Annotated in this window: 22 protein-coding genes and 1 pseudogene; 6 read left to right on the forward strand and 17 right to left on the reverse strand. The window is 69.2% G+C overall.

Features of this window, described 5'->3' with window-relative positions; all coding sequences use genetic code 11:
* Window positions 1–85: 85 nt before the first annotated feature.
* Complete coding sequence (gyrB, locus tag QZH52_RS03650; protein ID WP_436411533.1) at window positions 86–2,710, forward strand: DNA topoisomerase (ATP-hydrolyzing) subunit B; 2,625 nt, start codon at window positions 86–88, stop codon at window positions 2,708–2,710.
* Window positions 2,711–2,718: 8 nt separating this feature from the next.
* Here gyrB and QZH52_RS03655 read toward each other — a convergent pair whose 3' ends face one another.
* On the reverse strand, window positions 2,719–3,954 hold the full coding sequence (locus QZH52_RS03655) for an MFS transporter (protein ID WP_301804050.1): 1,236 nt from the start codon (window positions 3,952–3,954) through the stop codon (window positions 2,719–2,721).
* A 245-nt stretch (window positions 3,955–4,199) separates the two neighbouring features.
* Between QZH52_RS03655 and QZH52_RS03660 the strand changes: the two genes are divergently transcribed.
* The 3 genes from QZH52_RS03660 (at window position 4,200) to QZH52_RS03670 (ending at window position 6,601) form a co-directional block, all read left to right on the forward strand.
* Window positions 4,200–4,694, forward strand: a complete 495-nt coding sequence (locus QZH52_RS03660) for a hypothetical protein (RefSeq protein ID WP_301804055.1) — start codon at window positions 4,200–4,202, stop codon at window positions 4,692–4,694.
* A 108-nt stretch (window positions 4,695–4,802) separates the two neighbouring features.
* Window positions 4,803–5,261 carry a hypothetical protein gene (locus QZH52_RS03665; RefSeq protein WP_301804057.1) on the forward strand — a complete coding sequence of 153 codons (459 nt, stop codon included), beginning with the start codon at window positions 4,803–4,805 and terminating at the stop codon, window positions 5,259–5,261.
* Window positions 5,262–5,422: 161 nt separating this feature from the next.
* Window positions 5,423–6,601: a metallophosphoesterase gene (locus tag QZH52_RS03670; protein ID WP_301804060.1), complete on the forward strand. Its 1,179-nt coding sequence runs from the start codon at window positions 5,423–5,425 to the stop codon at window positions 6,599–6,601.
* Between the two features lie 3 nt (window positions 6,602–6,604).
* On the opposite strand, the gene QZH52_RS03675 is transcribed toward QZH52_RS03670, so the two are convergent.
* Window positions 6,605–7,102, reverse strand: coding sequence for a polyhydroxyalkanoate granule-associated phasin (locus QZH52_RS03675; RefSeq protein ID WP_301804062.1), 498 nt, complete (start codon window positions 7,100–7,102; stop codon window positions 6,605–6,607).
* A 145-nt stretch (window positions 7,103–7,247) separates the two neighbouring features.
* Here QZH52_RS03675 and QZH52_RS03680 point away from each other — a divergent pair, with 145 nt between their 5' ends.
* Window positions 7,248–7,817: an acyloxyacyl hydrolase gene (locus QZH52_RS03680; protein ID WP_301804064.1), complete on the forward strand. Its 570-nt coding sequence runs from the start codon at window positions 7,248–7,250 to the stop codon at window positions 7,815–7,817.
* Here the strand turns inward: QZH52_RS03680 and QZH52_RS03685 are convergent.
* The 4 genes from QZH52_RS03685 to QZH52_RS03700 all read right to left on the reverse strand — a co-directional run bounded on the left by QZH52_RS03685 (window position 7,759) and on the right by QZH52_RS03700 (window position 11,609).
* Entirely contained in the window at window positions 7,759–8,493 is a 735-nt protein-coding gene (locus QZH52_RS03685; protein WP_301804066.1) for a DUF4130 domain-containing protein, read from the reverse strand. The genes QZH52_RS03680 and QZH52_RS03685 overlap by 59 nt on opposite strands.
* A gap of 94 nt (window positions 8,494–8,587) precedes the next feature.
* On the reverse strand, window positions 8,588–9,559 hold the full coding sequence (locus QZH52_RS03690; RefSeq protein WP_436411534.1) for a lysylphosphatidylglycerol synthase domain-containing protein: 972 nt from the start codon (window positions 9,557–9,559) through the stop codon (window positions 8,588–8,590).
* A 2-nt stretch (window positions 9,560–9,561) separates the two neighbouring features.
* On the reverse strand, window positions 9,562–10,821 hold the full coding sequence (gene clsB, locus QZH52_RS03695; protein WP_301804071.1) for a cardiolipin synthase ClsB: 1,260 nt from the start codon (window positions 10,819–10,821) through the stop codon (window positions 9,562–9,564).
* On the reverse strand, window positions 10,818–11,609 hold the full coding sequence (locus tag QZH52_RS03700; RefSeq protein ID WP_301804073.1) for an endonuclease/exonuclease/phosphatase family protein: 792 nt from the start codon (window positions 11,607–11,609) through the stop codon (window positions 10,818–10,820). Before QZH52_RS03700 ends, clsB begins: the two co-directional genes overlap by 4 nt.
* A gap of 198 nt (window positions 11,610–11,807) precedes the next feature.
* On the opposite strand from QZH52_RS03700, the gene QZH52_RS03705 reads away from it, so the two are divergent.
* Window positions 11,808–12,239 (forward strand): serine/threonine protein kinase, encoded by a 432-nt coding sequence (locus tag QZH52_RS03705; protein WP_301804076.1) that lies wholly within the window; start codon window positions 11,808–11,810, stop codon window positions 12,237–12,239.
* A gap of 61 nt (window positions 12,240–12,300) precedes the next feature.
* On the opposite strand, the gene QZH52_RS03710 is transcribed toward QZH52_RS03705, so the two are convergent.
* The 11 genes and pseudogenes from QZH52_RS03710 to QZH52_RS03760 all read right to left on the reverse strand — a co-directional run bounded on the left by QZH52_RS03710 (window position 12,301) and on the right by QZH52_RS03760 (window position 23,936).
* Window positions 12,301–12,867, reverse strand: coding sequence for a Spy/CpxP family protein refolding chaperone (locus QZH52_RS03710; protein WP_301804078.1), 567 nt, complete (start codon window positions 12,865–12,867; stop codon window positions 12,301–12,303).
* A gap of 149 nt (window positions 12,868–13,016) precedes the next feature.
* Complete coding sequence (locus tag QZH52_RS03715) at window positions 13,017–13,922, reverse strand: pirin family protein (RefSeq protein WP_301804080.1); 906 nt, start codon at window positions 13,920–13,922, stop codon at window positions 13,017–13,019.
* Window positions 13,923–13,970: 48 nt separating this feature from the next.
* Complete coding sequence (locus tag QZH52_RS03720; RefSeq protein ID WP_301804083.1) at window positions 13,971–14,702, reverse strand: aspartate/glutamate racemase family protein; 732 nt, start codon at window positions 14,700–14,702, stop codon at window positions 13,971–13,973.
* Window positions 14,703–14,717: 15 nt separating this feature from the next.
* On the reverse strand, window positions 14,718–15,608 hold the full coding sequence (locus tag QZH52_RS03725) for an ABC transporter permease (protein ID WP_301804084.1): 891 nt from the start codon (window positions 15,606–15,608) through the stop codon (window positions 14,718–14,720).
* Between the two features lies 1 nt (window position 15,609).
* Complete coding sequence (locus tag QZH52_RS03730; RefSeq protein ID WP_301804085.1) at window positions 15,610–16,527, reverse strand: ABC transporter permease; 918 nt, start codon at window positions 16,525–16,527, stop codon at window positions 15,610–15,612.
* Between the two features lie 7 nt (window positions 16,528–16,534).
* Window positions 16,535–17,806, reverse strand: coding sequence for an ABC transporter substrate-binding protein (locus QZH52_RS03735; RefSeq protein WP_286519604.1), 1,272 nt, complete (start codon window positions 17,804–17,806; stop codon window positions 16,535–16,537).
* Between the two features lie 66 nt (window positions 17,807–17,872).
* Window positions 17,873–18,987: pseudogene (locus QZH52_RS03740) on the reverse strand (ABC transporter ATP-binding protein).
* A gap of 87 nt (window positions 18,988–19,074) precedes the next feature.
* Window positions 19,075–20,355, reverse strand: coding sequence for a biosynthetic peptidoglycan transglycosylase (locus QZH52_RS03745; RefSeq protein WP_301804089.1), 1,281 nt, complete (start codon window positions 20,353–20,355; stop codon window positions 19,075–19,077).
* A 7-nt stretch (window positions 20,356–20,362) separates the two neighbouring features.
* The gene (locus QZH52_RS03750; RefSeq protein ID WP_301804091.1) at window positions 20,363–20,935 is read right to left on the reverse strand and encodes a hypothetical protein; all 573 of its coding nucleotides are present in this window, start codon (window positions 20,933–20,935) and stop codon (window positions 20,363–20,365) included.
* On the reverse strand, window positions 20,916–21,794 hold the full coding sequence (gene xrtQ, locus QZH52_RS03755) for an exosortase Q (protein WP_301804093.1): 879 nt from the start codon (window positions 21,792–21,794) through the stop codon (window positions 20,916–20,918). The genes QZH52_RS03750 and xrtQ overlap by 20 nt, the downstream gene beginning before the upstream one ends.
* A 75-nt stretch (window positions 21,795–21,869) precedes the next feature.
* The gene (locus tag QZH52_RS03760) at window positions 21,870–23,936 is read right to left on the reverse strand and encodes a VIT and vWA domain-containing protein (RefSeq protein WP_301804095.1); all 2,067 of its coding nucleotides are present in this window, start codon (window positions 23,934–23,936) and stop codon (window positions 21,870–21,872) included.
* Between the last annotated feature and the right edge of the window lie 204 nt (window positions 23,937–24,140).

The raw sequence follows: 24,140 nt of genomic DNA on the forward strand, positions 1-24,140 counted from the left end.
GGGGGCGATACCTGCGGCCCGGAAAAGCCGGTTCCGCGGTATCTCCCGAAAATTTCGGGACCCTCGGGTCCCGACGAGAAAGAGTCTGATGAGCGAAGAAAACAAGCCGGAAGTGCCGCACACCGAGCCGGTTTACACCCCTGAGATCGACAGCGCGATTCCGATCGAGGTGACACCGGCCGGCGACACCTCCTATGGCGAAGGCTCCATCACGATCCTCGAAGGGCTGGAGGCAGTGCGCAAGCGCCCGGGCATGTACATCGGCGACACCTCGGACGGCACCGGCCTGCACCACCTGGTGTTCGAGGTGGTCGACAACTCGATCGACGAGGCGCTGGCCGGCTACTGCGACGACATCGTGGTCACGATCCACACCGACAACTCGGTGTCCGTGACCGACAACGGCCGGGGCATCCCGACCGGCGTCAAGATGGACGACAAGCACGAGCCGAAGCGCTCGGCGGCCGAGATCGCGCTGACCGAACTGCACGCGGGCGGCAAGTTCAACCAGAACAGCTACAAGGTGTCGGGCGGCCTGCACGGGGTCGGCGTGAGTTGCGTCAACGCGCTCAGCAAGATGCTGCGCCTGACGGTGCGGCGCGAGGGCAAGGTCCACACGCTCGAGTTCAGCAAGGGCTTCGTGCAGAACCGCATCGTCGAGACGGTGAGCGGCGTCGAGGTGTCGCCGATGAAGGTCATCGGCGAGACCGAGAAGCGCGGCACCGAGGTGCACTTCCTGCCCGACAACGAGATCTTCAAGGAAAACGCCGACTTCCACTACGAGATCCTCAGCAAGCGCCTGCGCGAGCTCAGTTTCCTGAACAACGGCGTGCGGATCCGGCTGATCGACGAGCGCACCGGCAAGGAAGACGACTTTTCGGGCGCCGGCGGCGTCAAGGGCTTCGTCGAGTTCATCAACAAGGGCAAGACGGTGCTGCACCCCAACGTGTTCTACGCGATGGGCGAGAAGCCGGCCGATACCTACGGCGGCATTCCGGGCACGCACATCGGCGTCGAGGTCGCGATGCAGTGGAACAGCGGCTACAACGAGCAGGTGCTGTGCTTCACCAACAACATCCCGCAGCGTGACGGCGGCACCCACCTGACCGGCCTGCGGGCCGCGATGACCCGGGTCATCAACAAGTACATCGAAGAGAACGAGTTCGCCAAGAAGGCCAAGGTCGAGGTCACCGGCGACGACATGCGCGAAGGCCTTTGCTGCGTGCTGAGCGTCAAGGTGCCCGAGCCCAAGTTCTCGAGCCAGACCAAGGACAAGCTGGTGTCGAGCGAGGTGCGCGCGCCGGTCGAGGACATCGTCGGCCGCCTGCTGACCGACTACCTGCAGGAGCGCCCGAACGACGCCAAGATCATCTGCGGCAAGATCGTCGAGGCGGCGCGCGCGCGCGAAGCCGCCCGCAAGGCGCGCGAGATGACGCGCCGCAAGGGCGTGCTCGACGGCATGGGCCTGCCGGGCAAGCTGGCCGACTGCCAGGAGAAGGACCCGGCGCTGTGCGAGGTCTACCTGGTCGAGGGCGACTCCGCCGGCGGTTCCGCCAAGCAGGGCCGCGACCGGAAGTTCCAGGCCATCCTGCCGCTGCGCGGCAAGATCCTGAACGTCGAGAAGGCGCGCTACGAGAAGCTGCTGACCAGCAACGAAATCCTGACCATGATCACCGCCCTGGGCACCGGCATCGGCCGGGCCGGCGCCACGACCTCGGGCGGCGGCGCCGACGACTTCAACGTCGCCAAGCTGCGCTACCACCGGATCATCATCATGACCGACGCCGACGTCGACGGCGCCCACATCCGGACCCTGCTGCTGACCTTCTTCTACCGGCAGATGCCCGAGCTGGTCGAGCGCGGCCACATCTACATCGCTCAGCCGCCGCTCTACAAGGTGAAGGTCGGCAAGGAAGAGCAGTACCTCAAGGACGGCCCGGCGCTCGACGCCTTCCTGCTGAAGGTGGCGCTGAAGGATGCGAGCGTGTCCACCGGCGGCGCGAGTCCGACCCTGCTCAACGGCGACACCCTGGCCGAACTGGCGCGCAAGCACCAGCTGGCCGAAGCCGTGATCGCCCGGCTCGGCGTGTTCCTCGATGCGGCGGCGCTGCGCGCGATCGCCGACGGCGTGTCGCTCGACCTCGACACCACGGCCAGCGCCGAGGCCTCGGCCGTGGCACTGCAGAACAAGCTGCGCGAACTCAACACCACCGGCGCGCCGGCGGACGTGTCGAGCGAGTTCGACACCCGCACCGACAAGCCGCTGCTCCGCATCAGCCGCCGCCACCACGGCAACATCAAGAGCGGCGTGCTGACGCAGGACTTCGTCCACGGCGCCGACTACGCGGCCTTGTCCGAGGCGGCCAAGACCTTCCGCGACCTGCTGGGCGAAGGTGCGGTGGTCAAGCGCGGCGAGGGCGAGCGCGCCAAGGAAGAAAAGGTCAACGACTTCCGCGAGGCGATGCGCTGGCTGATCGGACAGGCCGAGAACGCCACGGCGCGCCAGCGCTACAAGGGTCTGGGCGAGATGAACCCCGAGCAGTTGTGGGAAACCACGATGGACCCGGCGGTGCGCCGCCTGCTGCGGGTGCAGATCGACGACGCGATCGAGGCCGATCGCGTGTTCACGATGCTGATGGGCGACGAGGTCGAGCCGCGGCGAGAGTTCATCGAGCAGAACGCGCTGCGGGCGGCGAATATCGACGTTTGAGCGTTCGTTCAGCTGCGCTCGGCCGAGGCGGCCAGCGCCGCGCGCCGGGGCGCCCGCCCCAGCCCGCCCACGACGACGGCGGCCACCAGCACCAGCCCACCGCTGAGCGGCATCGCGCTCGAGATGCCCCAGCCGTCGACCACGAGGCCGCCAAGCAGGGCGCCCGAGGCGATCGCGACCTGGAAGCCGCTCACCAGCAAGGCCTGGCCGGCTTCGGGCGCATCGGGAACGGCCTCCATCATCCAGCCGGTCAGCGCGACCGGGATCATGCCGAAGGCGATGCCCCAGGTGACCACCACCGCGGCGCCGGCCAGGAAGCCGCCGCCCACCACCGTCGACAGCAGCAGCGCGGCCGCGAGCAGCACAGCCGCCAGCAGCGCCGCCGCGCGCACGCTGCGCGCGACCAGCGTGCCGCCGACGAAGGTGCCGAAGAAGCCGACCGCGCCGTAGGCCAGCAGCAATGTCGTGACGCCGTTGGCGTCGAGCCCGAAGACCTGCTGCAGCAGCGGCTTGAGGTAGGTGTAGGCGGCGAAATGGCCGGCCACCAGGAACAGCACCGCCAGCAGGCCGACCTGCGCCATGCGCCGCGTCAGCGGCGTCAGCAGGTCGCGCGGCCGGATGGCGCGGGCCGGCGGCATCGCGGGCAGCAGCCAGACCTGGATCGCCAGCACGACCGCCGCCAGCGCGCCCGTGAGCCCGAAGGCGGCGCGCCAGCCAGCCAAGGTGCCGACCAGCGCGCCGGCGGGCACGCCGAGCACGGTGGCCGCCGAGACGCCGGCCAGCACCAGCGACATGGCGCGCGCCTGCGAGCCGGATGCCACCAGCTGGGTGGCGGCGCTGGGCGCGAAGGTCCAGAAGCCGCCGATGCACAGGCCCAGCAGCAGGCGGGCCACGAGCATCGTCGCGAAATTCGGTGCGAAGGCGGCCAGCAGGTTCGACGCCACCAGCATGGCGGTCAGCGTCACCATGACGGTGCGCCGGTCCAGGCGGCCGGAGGCGACGATCAGCGCCGGCCCGGCGAAGGCCGCCAGCACGCCCGGCATCGTGACCATCAGGCCGGCGGTGCCGTCGCTGATCTGCAGGCCGGCACCGATGTCGGTCAGCAGGCCGATCGGCAGGAATTCGGTCGTGACCATCGCGAAGGTGCCGACGGCGATTGAGCCGACGGCCAGCCAGGCGGACCGGGAGGTGTCCGGGGCGGCTTCGGAAAGGGCATCGGTGCAGGAGGAGCAGGGGGCGTTCATGTGTGGCAGTCCACCGTCTGTTGTGGGCTGTCGAGTCTGGCGGCGTCGAGGCGGCCCTCGCAGCGCCGTGCGGAACATCTCTTTTTCCGGGACGCCAACAATGAAAACCGTTGGACCTCATGCGTTTTGTCGTCTTGGCGCGTGGCACGGGCGCGACTGCGCGTAAACGCTATTCCTAGCCCGACTCTTGCTAAGGAAAATTGCCGGCGAACTCGCCGCCATTTCTCAGCAAGGAAATCACAGCAATGAACCCGACCCGCTTCTGGCACTCCGCCGCGGCCCTGGCGATCTTCGGCATGTTCACCTCGGCGCAGGCGCTGACCAATCCGCCGATCCGCATGGCCCAGGGCATCGAGTACATGTGCGGCGGCAAGAGCAGCGCCGAAGCGGCCTTCATGCAGACGGTGGCGCCCCGCTGGGCCGCGACCTTCGAATTCGCGGTCAGCCGAGGCAAGCCCGGCCAGTTCCCGAGCGATGTCAAGGTGGTGGTGCGCGACCGCTATTCGGGCCGGCTGGTGATGGAGACCGCCACCGGCTCGCCGTTCATGCTGGCCCGGCTCGATCCCGGCGCCTACGAGGTCGAGGCCACGCTGGCCGGGATCACGCTGCAGCAGCCCCTGACCGTGTTCAACGGCCTGAGCGCCAAGGCGCAGTTCGTCTGGCCGTCGAACGTCGATTTCGCCGCCGCGATGGGATTGCCGCGGGCCGAGCAGCAGGCCTCGGTGCGCACCGGCAACTGAGCCCCGGCGCCCGGCGTTCCGGCGCTGAAATCAGGTTCGCTTAAGGCGCCTTGCCGACAGTGGCGGCGTGAAGCTCCCTTCACGCCAACCCGAGCAAAGGATTCCGCGATGAACACAGGTCGATCCTGGCGGCCGCTGGCTGCCCTGGCATTGGGCGCAGCGGCGCTGTCCGGTGCGCTGGCGGCGCATGCGGTCTACAACCCGCCGATCCGCATGGCCAACGGCATCGAGTACATGGGCGGCGGCGGCAGCAGCGAAGAGGCGGCGCTGATGCAGAGCGTCGAGCCTCGCTGGCCGGCCAGCTTCGAGTTCGCGGTCAAGGACGGGACGCGACAGGTCTCGGCCGCCGATGTCGTCGTGACGGTGCGCGATGCATCCGGCCGCGAGTTGCTGAGCCAGGTCGAAGCGGGTGGCCCGTTCCTGGTGGCCCGGCTCGAGCCGGGCCGCTATCAGGTCGAGGCCACGCGGGGAGGCCAGACCCTCACGCAGGAGATCGAGCTGCTGCCCTGGCAGCCGAAGCGGACCGTGTTCGTCTGGCCCGCCGGCGTGCAGGCCCCGCGTTCCTGAGGTCCGGGAGCGCCCGGGCGCCCTTTCAGAAGATGCTCAAGGCGGCGCGAGGCCGTCCATGGGAAAATTCAAGGTTGCCCGTGCATGGCACGCACCTTGAATGTGGGTCGTGTCGCTCGCACATGGTGTGTCCGGGCGCAGTCCCGTCTTCCTAGGCCCCGATGCCGCTTCGTCCCCTCGTTCTCCTCACCACGCTGCTGCACGCCTATATCGGTCTGCGGCTGCTGCCCGCGCTGGCGGGCCTGCCCTTGGCGTGGCCGCTGCTGGGATCGGCACTGCTCGTGTCGGCCGTCACCATGCCCCTGCCCTTCGTCGGGATGCGGTCCCGGCGGCGCCAGTTCGCGGACGTCTGGAAATGGATCGGGCTCATCAGCATGGGCTGGTTCTCGTCGTTGCTGGTGCTCACCGTGGTGCGCGATGCCGGCCTGCTGCTCGGCTGGCTCGGTGCGTCCGTGTCCGGGGTGACGCTCGATGGGGCGCGCTGGCAGCTGTGGAGCGCGGCCGGCGTGCCGCTGATGGCCAGCGCGACTTCGCTGGTCGGCCTGCTGAACGCGCGCCGGACGGCGGGCGTGGTGCGCATCGACGTGCCGATCCGCGACCTGCCCTCGGCGCTGAGCGGCTTCACGATCGCGCAGCTCAGCGACATTCATGTGGGGCCGACCATCAAGCGCGGCTACATCCAGCGCATCGTCAATGCGGTCAACGGACTCGGCGCCGACATGATCGCGATCACCGGCGACCTGGTCGACGGCACGGTGGCCGAGTTGCGCGACCACATCGCGCCGCTGCAGCAGCTCAAGGCGCGCCACGGCACCTTCGTCGTGACCGGCAACCACGAGTACTACGCCGGGGCGCATGCCTGGATCGACGAACTCCGGCGCCTCGGCCTTCGCGTGCTGCTCAACGAGCACGTGGTGCTCCAGACCCGCAACGTGAAGGGCGCGCAGACCGACGAGGAAGTGCTCGAAAGCGCGCTGCTGGTGGCCGGGGTGACCGACTACACCGCCGGTCATTTCGATGCCGCGCACGCCAGCGATCCGCACGGCGCGCTGGCCGATGCGCCCCCGCTGGTGCACACCCGGGTGCTGCTGGCGCATCAGCCGCGCAGCGCACCCGAGGCCGCCGAAGCAGGCTACCACCTGCAGCTGTCGGGCCACACGCACGGCGGCCAGTTCTTTCCGTGGAACCTGTTCGTGCCATTGCAGCAGCCGTTCACAGCGGGGCTGCACAAGCTGCACGAGATGTGGGTCTACACCAGCCGCGGGACCGGCTACTGGGGGCCGCCGAAGCGCTTCGGCGCGCCCTCCGAAATCACCTTGCTGCGCCTGCTGCGGGCCTGAGCGTCAGGCCTGCTCGATCAACAGCCGGCGGGCGTTCGAGGTGGTCTTCGCGTGGATCGGCTTGAGGCCGCGCTGGACGATCCGGGCACTCGCGCTCGACAGGTGGTTCACGGCTTCGGCCGAGCGGGTGGCCGCGTTCCCGAAGGCTTCGGCATGGCTGACGGCCTGCGCCGGGCTGGTGCTGGTGGCCAGTGAGAACAAGGCCAGGCCGCTGCCCAGCCAGTGCTTCACGGCGCGGTTCACCAGCGCGAACTGGGTGGTGTGGAGCTGGTTGGCCATCGCAGCGCCGGATTCGCTGGCCGCCGCCAGTTTTTCGTGGCCCATGAGCTGGAATTCGGCCAGGTCGACCTCGCTGGGGGACAGGCCCGCCTTGGCCATGCGTTCTGTGCGCATCTGGATCACCGAGCCGGCCGACAGCAGCATCTCGTTGGTCGTCAAGGCCACGTCGACCCACAGCATGAGCGGGTTGAAGAAACGCGTGGAGGAGAAGCTGGGGTTCATGGCGCCACTATAGACCGAGCCGCACATTTTTGCTGCAGTGCAGCATCGATTGGGGATGTCTTCCTACAAAGGTAAATGCCACTTGGAGGCGAGCACGGGTCTTGCGTTGCTTGTTACATTCGCAATGCAACTCATGCTCATACGAATGACTCACTCATCGCGCTGCGTCAGGGCCCTGCTGTGTGCTGCGAGCCTCGCTTTCCCCCTGGCCGCCATGGCCGCTCCCGCCGACGGGGCGCCCGGCATCTACATCGATCTCGGGCGCGGCGACCCGGACACGGATTCACTGACCCTCGGCTACGCCATGCCTTGGTCATGGCGCGGGTCGCCGGCACCGGGCGGCCCGCTTTCGTTCTACTGGGATTTCTTTCTCAGCCAGTGGCGTGCGCCGCTGCCCCCCAATGGGGCGGACAAGCGCAGCTACACGCAACTCGGGGCGATCGCCAACTGGCGCTGGCGCTTCAATCAGGGCGAGTCGCCTTGGTTCGTCGAGGCCGGCATCGGCGCCACCGTGATGGACCAGCTCTACCGCACGCCCGACCGGGAATTCTCCACCGCCTTCCAGTTCACCGAGCAACTCGGCGTCGGCCTGAGCCTCGGAGCGCAGGGCGCGCACGAGGTGTCGCTGCGTTTCCAGCACTTCTCGAACGCCGGCATCAAGGAGCCGAACCCGGGCGAGAATTTCGTGCGAGTGCGCTACCTCTATCGCTATTGATGACGGGCTGGCGACGCGCTGCGAGGTTCTCGAAGACGTTGCGGTAGCGTTCCAGGCCGTCGGCCGCCGCGTTCGGTGGTACGCCGGGTCCGAATTCGAGCATCTGACCTTGACAGCGGACGCTGCGTTCGGGCGTCAGGATGGCCCAGCGAAGCGGCGCGAAGCGGCGGGCGAAAAAAGGCGCCACGGCCTCCACCACATGGTGGTCGGGGTCGAACCAGGCCAGGTAGAGCGCCTCCGCGCCCGGTGCATCGGCGACGACGCTGAAGTGGATCAGCGTCTTCATCTTGCGCATGTCGCGCCGCACGGCCTGGGCCATGTGCAGCGCCTGGACCCGGTCGCGATCTCGCGGGTCGTGCTGCAGGCCGGGTTCGTGCACCAATCGCCACAGCAGCCGGTAGAGCAGGCCGAAGCGCAGCGGTGCGTTGTGCAGGATGACGGTCTCGCACATCGACATGAAGGAGCGCGGAACCAGCGGATGGGTGATGCCGGCGCTCGCCGCGCCGCGCGTGGCGGCGAGGCCGGCCGGCCTCGAGAAACGCTGCGTCTCGGCCCCGGCGTCGATGACCCAGTCGACCTGGTCCGGCGCGACCAGGGCGGCCAGCAGCGAGCGGGCCTCGCGCCGGAAGCCGTCGGAGTCGATGTTGCCGGCGAGGGTGATGGTGTGCGGGGCCATGGCATCAACTTAGGGCCGCCCCGAGGCCGCACCTGTAGGCGTTCAGGCGTAAAGCGCAGAGGCCTGCGCTGGCGCGGCCGTGGCTCGCGCGCGCTCAGGAAGAGGCGTTCGGCAGCCGCCGCCGGAGCTGCCGGGCCCGCAGCTCGGTGGCCACGTAGGTGAGGGCGGCGAGGATCAGGGGCAGCAGATAGTAGATCGCCCGGTAGGCCAGCAGCGCGCCGAGCAGCGTGCCCTGCGGCGCCCGGTGGCCGAGCAGCGCGAGGAACACGGCCTCCAGCACACCGAGGCCGCCAGGCACGTGGGTGATCACGCCGGCGACCGCGGCGACCAGTGCCACCGCCAGCACCTCGTGGTAGGGAATCTGGCGCTGCAGGAGGAGCCAGATCATGCCGCCGATCAGCGACCAGTTGAGCATCGACATCGCGAGCTGTAGCAGCGCCATGCGCAGCGAGGGCGTGTCCAGCTCGTGGCCGCGCAGCCGCCAGGTGTGCTGCCGCGCGATCGCGCACAGGCTGAGGTAGGCCGCGCCCCCGGCCAGCAGCAGTGCGCCAAGGATGCGCAGCCCTTGGCCGTCCATCTTCCAGTCGGGCGGCAGCACCATCGGAAAGAAGCAGAAGACCGTGCCCGCCAGCACCAGGTACCCCAGCCAGTTGGTCAGCATGCTGAAACCGAGCACCCGCGTGATGGTCAGGCTGTCCAGGCCCAGCCGCGAGTAGAGCCGGTACCTGAAGGCAACGCCGCCGACCAGGGCGCCTAGGTTCAGGTTGAAGGCATAGCTGATGAAGGTGACGCGCATCACGATGCGGGTGCCGAGCCGGTGGCCGGTCATGCGTCGGCCCAGCAGGTCGAAGGTGCTGTAGAGCAGGTGGCTGCACGCGGCGAGCACCGCGGCCGCCAGCAGTGCGGGCCGTGGAATGGCGCGCAGCGCGTCGAGCACCTCGTTCCAGTCGATCGTGCGGGCCTGTCGCACGACCAGCGCCAGCACCGCGGCGAAGAAGAGCCAGGCCCCGATGCGTTTCACCAGCGGCCAGCCGCCGGCGGCCGGTGCCTGCGCTTGCACCTGCACCCTCACGCCGCATCCGTCCGCGTGGCGCCGCCGCCCTGGTGCAGGGCCGTGTCGAGCGGCTTCAGCTTCGGCGCGTGGCGCGGCAGCCAGCCGACCCAGGAGGGGTACCAGCGCAGCACATGGAAAATGACGAAGCTGCGTACCAGCCGCCAGCCGCTCCACTCATCGAGGTCTGAGGCCTCGATCTGCCTGCAGCTGTTCTGCATCAGCGCGTCGAGCCGCTCCCACAGCGTCTGGTTGAAGCCCCGGTCGCGCAGGATCACGTTGGCTTCGAGATTGAGCGAAAGGCTCAGCGGGTCCAGGTTGCTGGAACCGACGGTGCTCCATCGCTCGTCGACCAGCGCCACCTTGCCGTGCAGCGGGCGCTCGCAATATTCGTAGATCCGCACGCCCGCATGCAGCAGGTGGTGATAGAGCATGCTGGCCGCCACCTTGACGATCGGCATGTCGGGTTCGCCCTGCAGGATCAGCCGCACGTCGACACCGCGCCGGGCGGCACGGCGCAGCTCCTTGATGAGCCGGTAGCCGGGAAAGAAATAGGCGTTGGCGATCACGATGCGTTGGCGGGCGCTGCGGATGGCCGCGAGATAGTGGCGCTCGATGTCGTTGGTGTGGCGCCGATTGTCGCGGGTGACGAACTGCGCCGCGGCCTCTCCCGCGGGCGCGTTGTCGTCTTGCGCGGCGGCGCGGATCCGGCGCCGGAACCAGCCGGCGCCCTTGCCACCGACAGCGATCGCCTGCAGCACGAAGCGATGGATCTCGGAGACGATCGGGCCGGCCAACTCGACCGCATAGTCCTGCTTCGCCTTGGGGCCGAAGTCGAGCAGGTGGTCGGCCGAATAGTTGATACCGCCGACGAAGGCCAGCGTGCCGTCGACCACCACGATCTTGCGGTGCATGCGGCGGAAGACGTTGAGCCGCTGGCCGAAGATGCGCTTGCCGGGATCGAACACCCGCACCTTGACGCCCGCGGCGATCAATCCCGCGATGAATCCGGGCGACAGCGAGGGCGAGCCGAAGCCGTCGATCATGAGGTCGACCTTGACGCCACGGCGGGCCGCCGCGCTCAGCGCCGCGTGCAGCTGCTCGCCGACCTTGTCCTCGAACAGGATGAAGGTCTCGACGATCACCTCGCGCCGGGCTTCGCCGATGGCCTCGAACACGCGCGGAAAGAACTGCTCGCCGTTTTCCAGCAGCGCGACGCGGTTGCCGTCGGTCCAGCGGCGGCCGGCGGCGGCCGTGTCGGGGGTGTCGTTGCTCACAGCGCGATCTCCGCCACCAGCGGGGCATGGTCCGACAGGTGCGACCAGGGCCGGCGCGGCAGCACCACCGGTGAATGGACGCTGGCGTTCCGGACGTAGATGCGGTCCAGCGACAGCAGCGGGAAGCGGGCGGGAAAGGTTCGCGCGGCGCTGCCATGGGCCTGCACGAAGACCTCGCTCAGCGAAGCCCCCTGGGCGAGGATCTGGTGGGCGCGGCCGCGCCAGTCGTTGAAATCGCCGGCGACGACCAGGGGTGCATTGGCCGGCACCTCGTCGCGCACGATGTGGCAAAGCAGCTCGAGCTGCTGCAGCCGGTGGGCCTCGGCGAGTCCCAGGTGCGCGCAGATCACGTGGACGTCGATCGGCCGTCCCGGCAGCCGCAGCACGCAATGCAGGAGGCCTCGCTTCTCGGGCCCGACGATCGAGACGTCGTGGTTGCGGTGGTGGACGATCGGGAACTTCGACAGCACGGCGTTGCCGTGATGCCCCTTGGGATACACCGCGTTGCGGCCATAGGCGAACTGCGGCCACATGGTGTCGGCCAGGAATTCGTAGTGCGGTGCCTCGGGCCAGTTGTCGACCTTGCGCGAATGGCGCGAGTGGGTGCCCAGCACCTCCTGGAGGAACACCACGTCGGCGCCCACCGTGCGCACCGCATCGCGCAACTCCGGCAGGATGAACTTGCGGTTCAGCGCCGTGAAGCCCTTGTGGGTGTTCACGGTCATGACCTTGAGGGAGGTCGCCGGCGCGGCGGTGGCGCCCGAATGCAGGGGAGGCTTCACAAGCATGGTTGTAAGCCGGGCCAGCTTCCGCGGCTGTAGGAACGGACCACCTCCTTCGATGGCCTTCGCTCAAGGGGGCATGGCGCCTACAGGCAGCCCGGCCGCAGCCCCACATGGCGGCCGTCCGTGCCCTTCTACGGTGCATTCAGAGCTTGAAGAAAAGGGCTCGACTTGTTCAACGAACGCAGAGAGACAGGAGCCATCATGAAGCAACAATTTGTCGCCACCACCCTTCTCGCCGGACTGATGGGCATGGCCGGCCTCGCCATGGCCCAGGGCACCACCGCGATGCCAGCCCAGCCCGACCCCGCGGTCGGGGGCCAAGCCAGCACCAAGACGCCGGCGGGCGTCGCCAATCCGACCCAGCGGCCAGACGGCAGCAACCCGGCATCGCGCGAGGTTGTGAAATCGGAAGCCCGCGTCCACAACCGCAGCAATGCCACCAACAACGTGCCCAAGGGCGAGGCGTCGACCACGGTGAATCACCAGCCCAACGCGATGCCGGCGCCGACGGGCGAGAGGTCTCGCATCGAAGTCAGCCAGTCGGGCCGGAAGGTGAAGCCGCATTTCGGCGAGAAGGGCGAGCGGCCTGAAGTGCCCACCAACCCGACCGACAAGACCGGCACGCCGAAGTAGGCGGTCGCTTGAAAGAAACCCCCTGCACGTGGGTGCAGGGGGCTTTTGCCGTGGCGGAAGATCAGCTCTTGGCCGGCGGCGGGGCCGGGTGATGGTGGTGTCCGCCAGGACCGCCAGCGCCGCGGTGGCCGAAGCGTTGCATCGATTCGGCGTCGAAGGTCTTCTGCTGCTCCGGCGACAAGGCTGCGTAGAAGCTCCGCGTGGCGTCGGCACGCTTGGCGAACATTGCGCTGCGTTCGGCCTGGCGTGCCTGCATCCGGTCGAGGCGCTGGGGCGTCGTCAGCTTGGCGAACTCGGCGCGATCGGCACCCGGCTGGCCTGCCGGGCGGGCCGGGGGCTGCTGGGCGGCGTTGAAGCTGTTCCAGGCGCTTTCCTGGGCCGGGGTCAGCTTGAGCTTTTCCTTCAGGGCGGCCAACTGCTGGGCCCGATGGGCCTGCATGCGCTCGAAGCGTTCGGCGCGATCGGCCTCATGGCGCTGCGGCTTGGCTGGCGCCTGCGCCCCAGGCTGGGCCGTGGCGGCGGGCGGCGGGGGAGCCGTCAGCGGCGCCTGTGCAAAGGCACCGGACGATGCGAAGGTGGCCGAGGCCAGCAGACCGGCCCAGAGAAGGCTTTTGCGAGACGGGATCATGAGAGTGCTTCCTTTCGAAGAAGCCTGCCACCGATGGGCAGCAGGTGAGAGGAAGTCTGGCGCCGCCATGTATCGCGATCGTGAGCCCGGGGTGAGGTCTGGTAAAGAAGCATGAACCGCGGGCGCTCGCGACTCGCCCTCTCGCGCGGTCAGCCGAGCTTGCCGTTCTGGAAGTCGTGCACCGCCTGGGTGACCTGCTCGCGCGTGTTCATGACGAATGGCCCGTACTGGGCGATCGGCTCGTGCAGCGGCTTGCCGGCGATCAGCAGCGCGCGGGCCGGGCTGTGGTTCGAGGCCGGCGCCCGCAGCACCACGCCATCGCTGCCGGGCTCGTTGGCCAGGATCGCCATGCGCTTGGTCGGGATCTCGGCGCTGCCGATGTAGAGCGACTCGCGGAACACGTAGACCAGCGCGTTGCGGTCGTCCAGCAGCGGCTGGGCGAACTCGGCCCCGGGCGGCAGCGTGATGTCGAGGTAGAGCGGCTCGGTGTGTTCCCGCTGGACCGCGCCATGGACGCCGTGGCTGACGCCCGCGATGACGCGCACGTGGGCGCCAGCCGGGGTGATGAACTCCGGGATCTCTGGACTCTGGATGTCGCGATACCAGGGCTCGCGCATCTTGTCCTTGGCCGGCAGGTTGAGCCACAGCTGGAAGCCTTCCATGAGGCCTTCTTCCTGCTCGGGCAGCTCGCTGTGCACCAGGCCCCGCCCGGCGGTCATCCACTGCACGCCGCCGTTCGACAGCAGGCCTTCGTGGCCGGCACTGTCGCGGTGGCGCATGCGCCCGGAGATCATGTAGGTCACGGTCTCGAAGCCGCGGTGGGGGTGGCTCGGGAAGCCGCCGATGTAGTCGCCCGGGTTGTCGCTGCTGAACGCATCGAGCATCAGGTAGGGATCGAGGCGCTGCTGCAGCGGCTGGTGCAGCACGCGCGTGAGCTTGACGCCGTCGCCGTCGCTGGTCGAGACGCCGGCGACGATCTGGTCGATGCCGCGCGGCTGGGAGAGCGACAGCGGCTCGACCGCGGGGGACGGATGGGCGTGGGAGTTGGTGCTCATCCTGGCATGGTGGCACGGTCGGGGCGACCGCGCTGGCGGTGGGGCCAGTCAGCCCAGCGACTCGAGCTCCCAGGACACGTTCTGCCAGGCCACGCCGAAACCCGGGGGCGTGGCCGCCGTCTCGCCGCCGCTGACGGCCTCGAGCGCCCACTCGGCGCCGGCGCTGACGCTGTCGATCAGCGGCACCGGCACCGAAGCGGCGAAATCGCCCGCCATGCCCGCCAGGCCGGCGCCGCCGAGGATCACCGCCTGCGCCTCGAAGCGCGTCGCGGCCTCGCGGCAAGCTTCGGCCAGCAGGCTGCGGGCGCCGACCGGGTCCTGGGCCAGCTGAGCGCCGCTGGGTGCCACCGTGTGGATGCCGGCCAGCGACGCCGCGAAGCCGAGCGAGGATGCCAGCCGATCGAGCATCGGCCGCCAGCGTTCGCCGCCGGTCACGACGGCGAAACGGCCGTGCCGGGCGGCCGCCGCGAAGGCCGCCTCGGCCAGTCCGCCGACCGGCACGCCGGCGCCGTCGCGCAGGGCGAACAGGCCCGGGTCGCCGAAGCAGCCGATCAGGATCGCGTCAGGCCGCTCGCCGTGCGCGTGGGCGCTGGCCCAGGCATCGAGGACCGCATGCTGCGCCACCGCGTAGGTGGCCTCGCTGGCGATGTACGGCGCGCCGAACCGCGCGGTGAGCGTGTGCACCGCCAGGGCTCCCTCCAGTTGCTTCTGCAGGTGCTGCTGGAGCAGCGCGCTCACCGAGGCCGAGGTGTTCGGGTTGACGACCAGCAGCCGCTTCATGGTGGAGCGCGGGCGTCAGCGGCGCCGCGTCGAACGCCGCCCCAGCAGCGCCGCCGACCCCAGCGCGATCGCCATCACGGCGAACGATACGACGGTGGTCACCGTGCCGAGCGCGTAGATCGATGGCGTGGTCACGGTCGAGGTCAGCGCCTGCAGTTCGAGCGGAAGCGTATTGACGTCCCCGATGGCTTGCGAGGTGCGCGCGATCTCGTCCCAGCTCAGCGTGAAGCCGAACATGCCGATGCCGACCACCGACGGCCCGATCAGCGGCAGCACCACGTGCAGGAAGCTCTGCCAGGGCGTGGCGCCGAGGTCGCGCGCGGCTTCTTCGTAGGCCGGATTGAAGCGGTTGAAGACCGCGAACATGATCAGCAGGCCGAAGGGCAGCGTCCAGGTCAGGTGGGCGCCGAGGGCCGAGGTGAGCAGCCCGAGCGCGGTGCCGTAGTTCTCGAGCAGGCCCTCGGCGCCGATCGCGCCGAGCGCGCCCTTGAGGCCGGTGTCGAGCAGGCGGAACTGCAGCCCGATGCCCAGCGAGACGATGATCGACGGCATGATCAGGCTCGCTACCGTGACGAAGAACAGGGCGTTGCCGCCCTTGAGCCGCTTGCGGAACGCGAGGCCGGCCAGCACCGACAGCACCACCGTGAAGGCCATCACCACCGCGCCGAGCATCAGCGAGCGGCCGAAGGCGGCGCCGATGTCGACCGTGCCCAGGCCCTCGGCGAGCTTGCGGAACCAGTGCAGCGACACGCCGCGCAGCGGAAAGGTGAGGCCGCCCTCGGGGCCCTGGAAGCTCAGCACGAAGATGGTGATCATCGGGCCGTAGAGGAAGACCACGAACAGCGTGAAGACCAGGGCCAGGGGCCAGAAGCCGGCGCTGCGCTGTTCACCAATCCGGTGGCTCAAGTCAGAGCTCCTTCCGGATGTCGACCAGCCGCGTGAGGCCCCAGATGATCATCAGCACCACCGCCAGCAGGATCATCGCGTTGGCCGCCGCCAGCGGGAACTGCAGATACGAGGTCTGGACCTGGATGATCTTGCCGACCGAGGCGATCTGCTGGCCGCCCATCACGCCGATGGTGACGAAGTCGCCCATCACGATCGTGATGACGAAGATCGAGCCGATCAGGATGCCGGTGCGCGACAGCGGCACGATCACGTTCCACAGCGTCTGCCAACCCGAGGCGCCGGAGTCGTTGGCGGCTTCGAGCAGCGAACGGTCGATGCGCATCATCGAGTTGAAGATCGGCACGATCATGAACATGGTGTACAGGTGCACGAAGGCCAGCACCACCGAGAAGTCCGAGAACAGCAGCCACTCGACCGGCGCATCGACCAGGCCCAGCCCCATGAGCCCCTGGTTCACCAGCCCGTTGCGGCCCAGCAGCGGCACCCACGAGATCATGCGGATCACGTTGGAGGTCCAGAACGGCACCGTGCACAGCACGAACAGCAGCGTCTGCATGCCCGGCGAGCGCACGTGGAAGGACAGGAAGTAGGCCACCGAGAAACCGATCAGGAGCGTGATGGCCCAGACCAGCAGGCAGAACTTGAGCGTGCTGAGGTAGGTCGACAAGGTGACGCAGAGGTCGCCGTTGTCGGTGAGGTGCGAACAGCCCTCGAAGATCGCGAAGTAGTTGCGCGGCGAGATCGCCGGAATCAGCTCGTACTCGTTGAAGTTCCACAGGCTGACCATCGCGATCAGCGCCAGCGGGATCAGGAAGAACAACAGGAACACCAGCGCGAACGGCGCCGCCTGCCACCAGGCCTTGACGGCGTGGGCAGGCAGCAAGGCCGCGTGGCTGGTGGTCGTGGGCGCGCTCATCCTGTCGTCATGCAGCCACGAACTCGTTCCACTTCCGCACCATGTATTCGTTCTCGTCCATCACGGCGTTCCAGCAGGCGATGCCGCCCATGCGCTCCTCGTAGCTGCCGCCGTCGCGCACCGCGCCGACCTTGGCGATGACGTCGCCCTGCGGGCTCTTGATGTCCTGCGCGGCGGGCTTGCCTTCCATCCAGTAGGCCCACTCGTAGGGCTCCATCTTGGCCTTGGCGGTTTCCAGCACGGCGCTGTAGTAGCCCTGGCGGTTCAGGTAGGCACCGGCCCAGCCGTCGAGGAACCAGTTGATGAATTCGTAGGCGCCGTCGAGCTTCTTGCCCGACAGGGTGGCCGGCAGGCCGAAGCCCGAGGCCCAGGCGCGGTAGCCTTCCTTGAGCGGCTGGAAGGTGCAGGCGATGCCCTTGCTGCGCACCGCGGTCACGGCCGGCGACCACATCGACTGGATCACCACCTCGCCCGAGGACATCAGGTTGACCGACTCGTTGAAGTCCTTCCACAGGGCGCGGAACTGGCCGGCCTTCTTGGCCTCGATCAGGGTCTTGATCGTCAGGTCGATCTCGGCCTTGGTCATGTTGCCCTTGTCGGCGTACTTGTGGATGCCCTTGGCCTCGACCACCATCGCCGCGTCCATGATGCCGATCGACGGGATGTTCAAGATCGCCGCCTTGCCCTTGAACTCGGGGTTCAGCAGCTCGGCCCAGGAGCCGATCGGCCGCTTGATCAGGTCGGGCCGGATGCCCAGCGTGTCGGCGTTGTAGGTGGTCGGGATCAGCGACATGAACTGCGTCGGCGTCTTCGAGAAGGCCTTGCTCTTCTCGCCCTCGAGGAAGATCACCTTGATCGGCGCCGTGCCCTGGTCGCCGACCTTCTTGCCGGCGACCTCGCCCTTGGTGAATAGCGAGGTGATCTTGTCGGCGTTCTTGACCCGCTTGGTGTCGATGCCCTTGAGGTTGCCGGTGGGCACGATCTTCTTCAGCGAGAAGTACTCGGTGTCGATCAGGTCGAAGCTGTTCGGCGCGGTCACGGCGCGCTTGGTGACGTCGTCGGTGGTGACGGCCACGTACTGGATCTCGATGCCGGTGTCGGCCTTGAACTTCTCGGCGATCGCCTTGTCCTGGTTGACCGCGGTGCCGAGGTAGCGCAGCACGATCTTCTCCTGCGCGTGGATGGCCGGGAAGACACCCGCCGCGAGGATGCCTGCCGTGCCCTGCAGCAGCGTGCGGCGCTGCACGCCGAGGGTCGGGGTTTCGATTTTTTTGGACATGGAAGGTCTCCTGAGAGGCGGTGGTGAAGAAAAGGGGGGAGAGGCCGGGGCCGGTCGCGGGCGCTGTCAGGCCGCCATCGCCGCCAGGGCCGCCAGCGGCGCGCGTCGCGGCGGCGACGTGCCGCCGCTGCGTGCTTCGGGGCGCGTGGCGCCGGGGCCCAGCGTCCGGGCATCGGACTCGGCCCACGAGACACGCACGCTGTCGCCGACCTCGTAGCTGCGGCCGGCGAATTCCTGCTCGGACAGCAGCACCGAGATGCCGCTCTGCTCCGGAGGCACGCTGGTCAGGCGCAGGCCGAGCAGCACGTAGGTGCCCTGGTATTCGACGTCGGTGACGTGCGCGGGCAGCCCCGGCTCGCCCGCCGCGCCGGTGGCCGGCGCGATCCGCGTGTGGTCGTTGCGCACCGCGACCTTGCCGTCGTCCAGCGCGAACACGTTGTGGCCGCCCATGAAGCGCGCCACGAACTCGCTCGCCGGATGGTTGTAGACCTCGTGCGGCGAGCCGACCTGCTCGATCAGGCCGTTGTTCATCACCACCATGGTGTCGGCCAGCGCCATCGCCTCTTCCTGCGAATGGGTGACGTGGATGAAGGTCAGGCCCAGCTCCTTCTGCCAGCGCCGCAGCTCGGCGCGCATCTGGATCCGCAGGAAGGGGTCGAGCGCCGACAGCGGCTCGTCGAGCAGCAGCACCCGCGGCTCGGTGATCAGGGCCCGCGCCAGCGCCACGCGCTGCTGCTGGCCGCCCGACAGCTCGCCCGGCTTGCGCCCGGCCAGGTGGCCCATCGCGACCCGCTCGAGCAGGTTGCCGGCGCGCTTGTGGCGCTCGCTCTTTGAGACGCCCTTTTCATCTTGAGGCTGAAGGCAACGTTGTCGAGCGCCGACAGGTGCGGAAACAGCGCGAAGCTCTGGAACATCATCGCCGTGCCGCGCGCCGCGGCCGGCAGGTTGGTGATGTTGCGGTTGTCCAGCAGGATGTCGCCGCCGGAGGCCGATTCGTGGCCCGCCACCATCCGCAGCGTCGTGCTCTTGCCGCAGCCCGACGGACCGAGCAGGCAGCAGTAGCTGCCGCTGGCGATCCGCAGGTCGATCTGGTCGACGGCGGGCGGCGTGCCAGCGGCGTAGCGCTTGCTCAGCGCGACGATTTCAACAGCTGCGGGCGGGGGGGCGGTGACAGCATCCATTGGGGATGCCATCGCAAGACATGTGCCAGCGAAGTCGTGGGCTGCGGGCCTTTTCGTTGCGCCGACTTGGTGCGCGGGCCGGCTGCGTCAAGGTGGTGCGAAGCGGGCCGTGGCGACGCTGCGCAACAGGGCATCGCGCTGCGCCTTGCTGATGCCGCGTACCCCATCGGCCACCCATCTGGCCCGGTCGAGGTTGATGTTGCCCTCTTGTTGCCACTTGCGCACGGCCAGGGCCGGGTTGTTGAGCATGGCCGCCAGCCAAACCGCCTGCACCGGTTCGAGGTTGCGCGCCGGGCGCTTGAAATAGGTGCGCGCCGCGGCATCGGCGCCGCAAATCCGGGCGCCCCAGGGGGCGTTGTCGATGTAGAGCTGGAGGATGCGCGCCTTGCCCAGGGTCTGTTCCATCTCGACCGCATACAGCAGCTCGCGCAGCTTGCGGTCGGCGCTCTGTTCGCCGCCGGTCACGAGGATCTTGGCCAACTGCTGGCTCAGGGTGCTGCCCCCGCGTTCGGCCTTGGAGGCCTTCTGGTTGATCTCCAGCGAGGCCGCGAGCTCGGTCATGTCGTAGCCCGGATGGGTGAAGAAGCGCTGGTCCTCGGCCGCGATCACCGCGCGCGCCAGCCAGCTGTCGGGGCCGAGCCGGCTCGGGGCGCCGCAGGTGGTGCGTGCGTTGGCGAGCGTCTCGGTGCCCAGCCCGTCGACCGTGAAATCGGCGATGCGCGGCTGCACCGCGAAGGTGCCGGCGGGCAGGCCGACCTGGGCGTTCAGCGCCAGCGTGCCGCCGATGCGGGCGCGTTGAAGTTCGGCCAGCCCGGGCGCCAGCACGGTGTACCAGCGCGCGATCGGCGTCTCGGGGACCTGGATGTCGATGTGCAGGGCCTGCTGCGTCAGGCGCCCGGTCCAGCGTCCGCGCAGGATGCCGTCGTCGGTGCGGTCGCCGACCGCCAGCGGCCGGGCCGGCGGCGCGGCTTCGAGCGTGCCGCCCAGCGTGCCGGCGTCGCGGCGCACCGTGGCGCGCAGGCTGTCGAGCCGGATCGGCGCGGTGCCCAGGGCCGGGACCGTGGCGCTGCAGGGCGCGCAGATGAGCTCCAGGGTCTCGGTCGCGGCGTTCCAGCCGAAGCGGACGGGGCCGTGGGCGGTGTCCAGCGTGCGGCCGGCCAGCCAGGGGGCGAACCAGGAGGAGGTGGCGAGGCGGATCGCGGTCGGCACGCCGACGTCGACGGCCACCGGGCCGGCCTGGAAGCGGGCCGGCCATTCGTCGCGGCCGGGTGCCAGCGCCAGCCTCAGGATCAGGAACACCGCGACCGCCGCCGTCAGAATCAGGGCCAGGGTCGCGAACAGCAGGTAAACCAGCGCTTTCTTCAGCAAATCACTCTCACTCGATCGGTTTCGCCAGGGTGACGGCTTGCCAGGGACCGTTCGAGCGGCCACTGGCCGCCGCCCAGTACCAGGCTGAAGTGTCGGTGAAAGCGCCGCCCCCGGCGTCGACGATACGCTCGCAGACCCTGATTTTTCGACCGCCGGTGCGCTCGGCGACGAAACAGCGCCACAGTCGCTCGTGCAGGTCGCGCTCCAGCCGGGCCTGCGCGATGCCGTAGCCTAGCGCGCGGTAGCAGTCGGCGGCCGGATGCAGCATGCGCGTCGGCGCGTTCACCTGGCGCAGCACCAGCACCTGCTGGCCGTCGGTCAGGCGCGCCATGCTGCCCGGGAAGCGCTCGGCGAAGCGGTTTTCGACCTCGCTCAGGGCCAGCGGGCGCAGCGGCGCGCCGTCCCATTCGCTTGGCCATTCGTGGAAGGCCGCCGCGGCCGCGGCCGGCGGCGCCATATGCAGCGCCGCGCTGCCCGACCAGGCCAGGCAGAGCAGCATGGCGATGCCGAACAGGGCCTTGTGCAGCATGCGATGCACCAGGCGGTTGGCGAAGCAGCGGTCAAGCACGGCGATGGCCATGGCGGTCTCCTCGGGAATGGTTCATGACCCAGGCGATGCCGCCGCAGACCGCCGCCAGCAAGGCCAGGCCGAAGGCGTCGTGCAGCCAGGGCGGCGGCGCGCGGCCGGCCGCCTCCAGGGCCACCAGCAGGCTGTTGCGCACGATGTTGCCGGCCAGCACCAGCAGGCCGACCGCCGGCAGCCGGGCCAGGAAGGCGCGGTCGTCGCGCAGCGCCCAGAGCGCGACCACGCAGGCCGTGAAGTAGCCGAACCAGGCCATCTGCACGCCCGAGCAGGGCGCGTCGACGATCACCAGCCGGCCATCGATCCAGAGGCTGCTGCCTTCGCGTGCGACCTCGAAGCCCGGCGCCAGCAGCCAGCGGCTGGCCTCGGCCGTCACGACGCGCAGCGGGTAGCCGGCATAGAACTGCAGCGAGGACAGCAGCGGCAGCGCCAGCACCGCCAGCCCGGCGACTGGCGTCGCGGGGACCTCGCTCGGCAGGAAGGCCAGCAGTGCGCAGGCCAGCGCGGCCATGGCCAGCAGCGCGGCGGCCAGTGGCGGCAGCGGCGGCACCGGGCCGATGCCGGTGCGGCCCAGGGTGGCGGCCAGGGTCGCCAGAGCCGCCAGCGCCAGCCAGCCGAGGCGCGGCGCCGCGCGCAGTCCGTGCCGCAGCGTGAACACCAGCAGCGCCAGCGCCGCGATCGCCAGCAGGCCGAGCGGATCGTCGGAGCGGTCCAGCATGCGCCGCGCCATCCAGGTCCAGGTGGGGGCCAGGGCTGCGGCCTGGAGCGCGAGCCAGGCGAGGGCGGGCAGGCGGTCGAGGCGGATGCCGGCTTCGAAGAGGCGGGGGTGGCGGGTGGCCAGGGAGGTTGGGGTCATGGTGGTGGTGTTTCTTCTGATCAGTTGAGGACAGAGCAAAACTGCTTCGCAGTTCTTGGTCTGTCCCGCAAGGTCTCAGGAGGTGAACCTCCGGCTGTCATTGCGCCGGACGCGCCGCCGGAGCATCGCCAGCATCGACAGCACCACCGCGATCGCGCCCAGCGTCTCGGGCTCGGGCGTGCTCGGCACCTCGGCGCCCAAGCCCTGGCCGAGCGCGCTCTCGCCGACGCCCTGGGGCAATGGCTGCGGCTGGTCGACACCGGCGGCGCTCTGGGGCGCCGGGTTGCGCACCACGCGGTCGATGGCGATGAAGCTGGTGTACTGCGTGAGCAGGCCGTAGCGCAGGCCGAGGTCGGTGATGCGCTGGCGCAGCGCGTCGCCGCCTTCGAGCGTCTCCTGGTCGGACAGGCTGGCGATGCGATGCCGCGCCCACAGGCTGCGCAGTGCGGCCGCATCGCGGCGCGCCTCCGGGTCGATCTTCAGCGCCTGCCGGTAGGGGCCCTCGGCGCCGCGGCCCTCGACCACGAGCCGGCCGCGGGCTTCGCCGCGCCACTTGCCGAACACGATCACCGGGCGTTCGCCGAGGACGTCGGGCAGCACCACCGGCTCGACGTCATAGACGTCGAGGCCCTCGAAGCGCGCCTTCACCTGGGTCAGCACCGGCGACTCCACCATGCGGCGGAAGCGCGCGGCCTGCTCGGGCGCCTGGACCGGATCGGTGATCACGAAGGGCTCGCCCATGCCGGCGCGTGCCAGGCCTTCCATCAGGTGGCGATTGACCGAGGAGCCGATGCCGAAGGCGAACAGGTTGGCGCGGCCCAGGTTCTTGCGCACCAGCTCGAAGGCCTCGCGCTCGACCGTGACATAGCCGTCGGTCACCACCACCAGCGTGCGCGAGACGCCTTCGGCCTTCGGCTCGGCATAGGCGCGCTGCAGGGCCGGGATCAGCTCGGTGCTGCCGCTGCCGCCGTAGTTCTGGATCGTCGCCAGGGCCTGTGCGATGTTGGCGCGGGTGGCCGGCACCGAGTGCGGCGACAGCATGCGGTTGCTGCCCGAGAACAGCAGCACGTTGAAGGTGTCGCTGGGCCGCAGGCCGCCGATCAGGCGCTCCAGCATGGCCTTCGCGGTGTCGAGCGGAAAGCCGTGCATCGAGCCCGAGATGTCGACCACGAAGATGTAGTCGCGCGGCGAGATGGCGTTCGCCGCCACCGATTTCGGTGGCTCGACCATGGCGAGGAAGAAGTTCTCGGCCCCGTCGCCCTGGCCCTGGTAGAGCATCAGCCCGGACTGGACCCGATCGCCGGCGAGCCGGTAGTCGAGCACGAAGTCGCGGTTGTCCGCGGGGCCGCTGCCGGGCGCCAGCGTGACGTCGGCATGGGCGTCGCCATCGCGCCGTGCCAGCGAGATCGCGTGCGTCTGCGAGCGCACCTCCTGCAGCGCCATCGGCATGTCGAGCGCGACCTTCAGCTTGAAGGCGGTGCCCGGCGCAACCCCCGCGCGCAGCGTCGGCTGCGCCACCCAGCGCGCCTGCGCGTTCTCCGACTGCGGGCTGTTGTAGCGCGGCCCGACCACCGTCGGATAGACGAACTGGTAGTTGCCGCCCTGCGGCACCAGCAGCTCGGTGTAGCGCAGCGCCACCCGGACCTCGTCGCCCGGCAGGATGTTGGCGACGTTCATCTGGAACACGTTGGGCAGGTGCTGCTCGAGCAGCGCGGCGGTCTTCCCCTCCTTCTTCGCGGCCTCGTAGTCGATGCGGGCCTGCGCCTTCTCGCGGATCTGCGCGGTGATCAGGCGCTCGCCGATGCGCACCTGGAGCGCGCCGACCGCGGCCCGGGTCGAACCCGGGAACACATAGCGTGCCTCGATCGCCCGCTGGCCTTCGTTGCGGTAGGTCTGCGTGACCGTGACGTCGGCGATCACCCCGGAGATCTTGACGTCCACCTCGGTCCCCTTGAGCGGCAGGCGATCGAGTTCGGGGTCGTCGCTCTTGACGAAGAAATACGGGCTCTCGGTTTTGGCGCGCGGGCCCGGCGCTTCCTGTGCATGCAGCGGCCGCACGCTCAGCGCGAGGAAGCTGGCGACGGCCAGTGTCAGGGTGACGAGCCAGAGCCGTCGGCCGGAGCGGTAGAGGGGCGTGTCCATGGTGTTTTTCCTTCTCCTTCTCGTGCGAACTTGCACGGGAGCCACTGTCCGGAGCGAGCGAGAAGCCAGTTGGAAGGCCGTTCGAAGTCCGGCGGCTCGAAAACAGCCTTGTGTGAAGCCTGTGTGAAGTCCTGCGAACAGGGCCTTCACACAGGCATCGCCCGGATGGGGAACCATCGCGGCCTGTTCCTGCTCCCTCCTTGC

Source organism: Variovorax ginsengisoli, from assembly GCF_030486595.1.
Taxonomy (GTDB): domain Bacteria; phylum Pseudomonadota; class Gammaproteobacteria; order Burkholderiales; family Burkholderiaceae_C; genus Variovorax; species Variovorax ginsengisoli_B.